Here is a 4,713-nt window from a genome sequence, read left to right as displayed (position 1 = left end):
TGAAAACGGCGATGTTTTGCGCACGCACACTTCCCCGATTCAAATCCGCTATATGCTCGACAAAAAAGAGCCGCCTATCCGCATTATTGCCCCCGGTCGCGTTTATCGTGTGGATAGCGATGCAACGCACTCGCCCATGTTCCACCAAGCTGAAGGTCTGTGGGTAGAAGAAGGCGTAACCTTCGCCGATTTGAAAGCCGTGTTTACCGACTTTATCCGCCGTTTTTTCGAACGCGATGATTTGCAAGTACGTTTCCGTCCGTCTTTCTTCCCGTTTACCGAACCGTCCGCCGAAATTGACATCATGGGCGAAAACGGCAAATGGCTGGAAGTTGGCGGCTGCGGCATGGTGCATCCCAACGTGTTGAAAAACGTGAATATCGACCCCGAAAAATACACCGGTTTCGCCTTCGGCATCGGCCTCGACCGTTTCGCCATGTTGCGTTACAACGTGAATGATTTGCGACTGTTTTTTGATAACGATTTGAACTTCTTGAAGCAGTTTGCAAAATGATTGTGCAGGCTGCCTGAACATGGAAAAGCAGCCTGCACCGCAGAAAGCTAAATCATGAAACGCTATATTGCTCCATCCGCCTGCTATGCACTTGCTGTTGCATTGTGGCTGCTGTCCATCTATTGCGAAAACCGCTCTTTGGCGTTGGCTGATTTGAAAACTCTAACCGGCGACGATGTGGAAGGTGCAATAAGGTGGTCGAATTACGGATTTGCCGCGTTTGTCGTATCCTGTTTTGCTACTGCAATTGGTAGTTGGTTGATGCCGTGGTTTAAAAACTGGGAGCGTGTGGCGTTTACAGTGAGTGTCACCTTAGGCTATACCTTGCTGGCGTGGTTCGTAACAATCTTATTGATTTGATTGCTTAAGGTTTGAAAAGGCTACCTGAAAGCAACCGCCCTAACAAAGTTAAAAAGCAGCCTGCACTCCCAAGCAAACAGGTCGTCTGAAAACAAAATCTGATAAAACAAAAGTTAATTAGTTGATTGAGAACATAACATGCAATTCTCCTACTCATGGCTGAAAATCCAAGCCGATACCGAACTTTCCGCCGATAAGCTGGAACATTTGTTAACCATGTCCGGCTTGGAAGTGGAAGAGGCCGAGACTGCCGCCCCTGCGTTTACAGGCGTGGTAATTGCTGAAGTGAAATCCGTTGAAAAACATCCTGATGCCGACCGTTTGAACGTTACCCAAGTCGATGCGGGGACGGGCGAGTTGGTACAGATTGTGTGCGGTGCGCCGAATGTGAAAGCGGGCATCAAAGTGCCGTGTTCGCTGCCGGGCGCGGTGTTGCCGGGCAATTTCAAAATCAAGCCGACCAAGATGCGCGGCGTGGTGTCGAACGGGATGTTGTGTTCCACCGATGAACTCGGTCTGCCTGACGACGGCGTGAACGGCTTGCACATTTTGCCGCAAGACGCTCCCGTCGGCGCAAACATCCGTGAATATCTGGATTTGGACGATACGGTGTTCACGCTGAAAATCACGCCGAACCGTGCCGACTGCCTGAGCATCAAAGGCATTGCGCGTGAAGTGTCCGCGCTGACAGGTTGCGCGTTCAAGCAGCCTGCAATCCATGCCGCGCCAATCACAGGTAGCCGCAAACAGCCCGTGCAGATTGATGCGCCTGCCGATTGTGGCCGCTTTATCAGCCGCGTGATTGAAAACGTGAACGCGCGCGCCGCTACGCCGGATTGGATGAAGCAGCGTTTGGAGCGTAGCGGCATCCGCAGTATTTCCGCGCTGGTAGACATTGGCAATTATGTAATGCTGGAAATCGGTCAGCCGATGCATGTTTTTGATGCCGACAAACTTTCAGGTAGCCTGCACATCCGCCGCGCGCGCGAAGGTGAAACGCTGGAATGCCTGAACGAGAAAACTGTCTCTCTATCTGAAAACACGCTGGTAGTAGCCGATGAAAAAGGCGCGTTGAGTTTGGCAGGTCTGATGGGCGGCGCGGCAAGTGCGGTTTCAGACGACACACAAAATATCGTGCTGGAAGCGGCTTGGTTTGTGCCTGAAATCATCGCCGGCAAATCGCGCCAATATGGTTTTGGTTCGGATTCGTCGTTCCGCTTTGAGCGCGGCGTGGATTACCGTTTGCAGGCCGATGCTGTCGAACGCGCTACCGAATTGGTTTTGCAAATCTGCGGCGGCGCGGCAGGCGAAATGGTGGAAGCGTTGGGCAGGCTACCTGAAAACAAACAGGTTGAATTGCGTTTGGGTCGTCTGAAAACCGTGTTGGGCGTGGACATTCCTGCCGAACAGGTGAAAACCATTTTGCAGCACTTGGGTCTGCAGCCTGAAAAAACGGCGGAAGGCTTCCGCGTTACCGCGCCGAGCTTCCGTTTCGACATCGAAATCGAAGCCGATTTGATTGAAGAAATCGGTCGTGTTTATGGCTATGAAAATATCCCCGACGATTACACATCAGGTCGTCTGAAAATGCTGGCGCTGCCCGAAACCCGTCGTCCGCGTTTTGCCGTTTATAACGAAATGGCGGCGCGCGGCTACCGCGAAGTCGTCAGCTATGCCTTCGTTGACGAGCAGTGGGAACTCGACTTTGCCGACAACGCCAACCCCATCCGCCTGCAAAACCCGCTGGCGGCGCAGTATGCCGTGATGCGTTCCACGCTCATCGGCGGCTTGGTGGAAATTCTGCAAAACAATCTGAACCGCAAACAAAACCGCGTGCGTGTGTTTGAAATTGCCCGCGTGTTCAGCAAAGGTTCAGACGGCCGGTTTGTACAAAACGAACGCATCGGCGGCCTGTGGTACGGCGCGGCGATGCCCGAACAATGGGGCGAAAAAACGCGCAACGCGGATTTTTACGACATTAAGGCCGATGTAGAAAATCTGTTGAAAAACAAAGCAGTTGAGTTCGTCAAAACCGAACATCCCGCTCTGCATCCCGGCCGCGCCGCCAATATCGTTTCAGACGGCCAGGTCATCGGCTTTGTCGGTGAATTGCACCCGAAATGGCTGCAAAAATATGACTTGCCGCAAGCGCCGCTGGTATTTGAAATCGATATGGCCGCCGTGTTGGAACGCGAAAAAACGCGTTATCAGGCAGTATCGAAATTCCAGCCGGTGCGCAGGGATTTGGCGTTTGTCATGCCTGAAACCATGACCCATGATGATTTGTTGGCCGCCTTGAAAGGCGCGGCAAACAAGTTGGTACAGGAAATCAGCGTATTTGACGTGTATCGCGGTACGGGCCTGCCTGAAGGGATGAAGAGCATGGCGGTCAAAGTGATTTTGCAGGATATGGAAAACACGCTGACGGATGAAACAGTCGAGCCGGTTATCGGAAAACTGATTGATGCGGCAACTGCTGCGGGAGCGCAACTTCGCAGCTAAAAAATAAATATTCGCTTGAATTTTAAATAGAAATTGGTAATAATCTGCACCTATTACAACAGAAGGTAATAATATGACACTAACTAAAGCCGAATTGGCCGATATTTTGGTAGATAAAGTCAGCAATGTAACCAAAAACGATGCCAAAGAAATCGTCGAACTCTTTTTTGAAGAAATCCGCAGCACTTTGGCACGCGGCGAAGAAATCAAAATTTCCGGTTTCGGTAATTTTCAGTTGCGCGACAAACCGCAACGTCCCGGTCGTAATCCGAAAACCGGCGAAGAAGTACCGATTACCGCCCGCCGCGTAGTCACTTTCCATGCCAGCCAAAAACTCAAAGGCATGGTGGAGCATTACTATGACAAACAACGCTAATCCCGTTATTCCTGCAAAACGTTATTTCTCGCTAGACGAAATGTGCGAACTGGTGCAAATCAGCCCGGCACAATTTGCTCAGTGGCAACATGAGAACGGTATCGTTGTCGGTTACGGCGGCGATCGTTACACCCGTTCCGATGTGGTGAAACTGCTGAAGCTGAAAGATACCTTTGCGCCTTATGTCGACCGCTTCAGCCGTGATTCTTTGGATGTAAACGGTCATCCTGCTGCAAAGGCAGAAGAGGTTAGGGATAGCCTGAATCAAATTTTGGCAGATTTGGAAGCGCATTCATAATCACCATTTCGTATTTCTGCGAAAAATAAGAAAACCGACCTTTGAGAGGTTGGTTTTTTTATTGATGATGAAAAGATTAACAATATAGTGGATTAACTTTAAACCAGTACGTTCAGCACCTTAGAGAATCGTTCTCTTTGAGCTAAGGCGAGGCAACGCCGTACTGGTTTAAAGTTAATCCACTATATCATCTTCCGTTTCTTCTGTTGCATGAACAATCAAACAGGACGACTGCCATTAGTAAAAAGGTCGTCTGAAAACTTTCAGACGACCTTTGAGAAAGTTAGGTGTCCAATTCAAACTACGCATGTTATGTAAATAACACAGTGCTTTCTTGAAATATGAACAATACTTTCTTAGAGAAAAGCTGTCTAAACTAAACCTTCAGGTAACCTTAACTTATTCTTTGACTTTTATCTGATAAAATTCTTTCTGATCCATACTTTCAAACCAGCCTACTGCTCCTCTTACATAATAAGATATTTCAATCTTAATATCCTGCTTGGTCTGTGGAGTTCCAGAAATATTCAATTTGTTATACCACATATTGGTAGGCTGTACAGTCAATCCCGAATTCGGAGGATCCATTTTCACCCTGAAATAATCGGGATAAGCAGCATATTTAGTTCTTAATTCTATGAAATATGGCTTATTTAATTCTGC

6 protein-coding genes are annotated in these 4,713 nt (G+C 48.9%); 5 read left to right on the top strand and 1 reads right to left on the bottom strand.

Going from position 1 to position 4,713, the window contains the following annotated elements; all coding sequences use genetic code 11:
• From pheS to HMPREF3050_RS11725, 5 genes are all read left to right on the top strand, one after another.
• On the top strand, positions 1-514 hold a 514-nt coding region (gene pheS / locus HMPREF3050_RS11745), incomplete at its 5' end, for a phenylalanine--tRNA ligase subunit alpha (protein ID WP_070774913.1).
• A gap of 54 nt (positions 515-568) precedes the next feature.
• Complete coding sequence (locus tag HMPREF3050_RS11740) at positions 569-874, top strand: hypothetical protein (protein ID WP_070774912.1); 306 nt, start codon at positions 569-571, stop codon at positions 872-874.
• A gap of 138 nt (positions 875-1,012) precedes the next feature.
• Positions 1,013-3,376, top strand: coding sequence for a phenylalanine--tRNA ligase subunit beta (pheT, locus tag HMPREF3050_RS11735; RefSeq protein ID WP_070774911.1), 2,364 nt, complete (start codon positions 1,013-1,015; stop codon positions 3,374-3,376).
• Between the two features lie 73 nt (positions 3,377-3,449).
• A complete protein-coding gene (locus HMPREF3050_RS11730; RefSeq protein WP_003675494.1) occupies positions 3,450-3,752 on the top strand; it encodes an integration host factor subunit alpha in 303 nt (100 codons plus the stop codon).
• The gene (locus tag HMPREF3050_RS11725; protein ID WP_070774910.1) at positions 3,736-4,050 is read left to right on the top strand and encodes a hypothetical protein; all 315 of its coding nucleotides are present in this window, start codon (positions 3,736-3,738) and stop codon (positions 4,048-4,050) included. Before HMPREF3050_RS11730 ends, HMPREF3050_RS11725 begins: the two co-directional genes overlap by 17 nt.
• A gap of 399 nt (positions 4,051-4,449) precedes the next feature.
• Here HMPREF3050_RS11725 and HMPREF3050_RS11720 read toward each other — a convergent pair.
• Positions 4,450-4,713: hypothetical protein (locus HMPREF3050_RS11720; RefSeq protein WP_070774909.1), on the bottom strand; the 264-nt coding region annotated here is incomplete at its 5' end.

The organism is Neisseria sp. HMSC065D04 (genome assembly GCF_001815675.1).
Lineage (GTDB): Bacteria > Pseudomonadota > Gammaproteobacteria > Burkholderiales > Neisseriaceae > Neisseria.
Note: the sequence above shows the minus strand (reverse complement) of the source record. Positions and strands in the feature narration are given on the sequence as shown.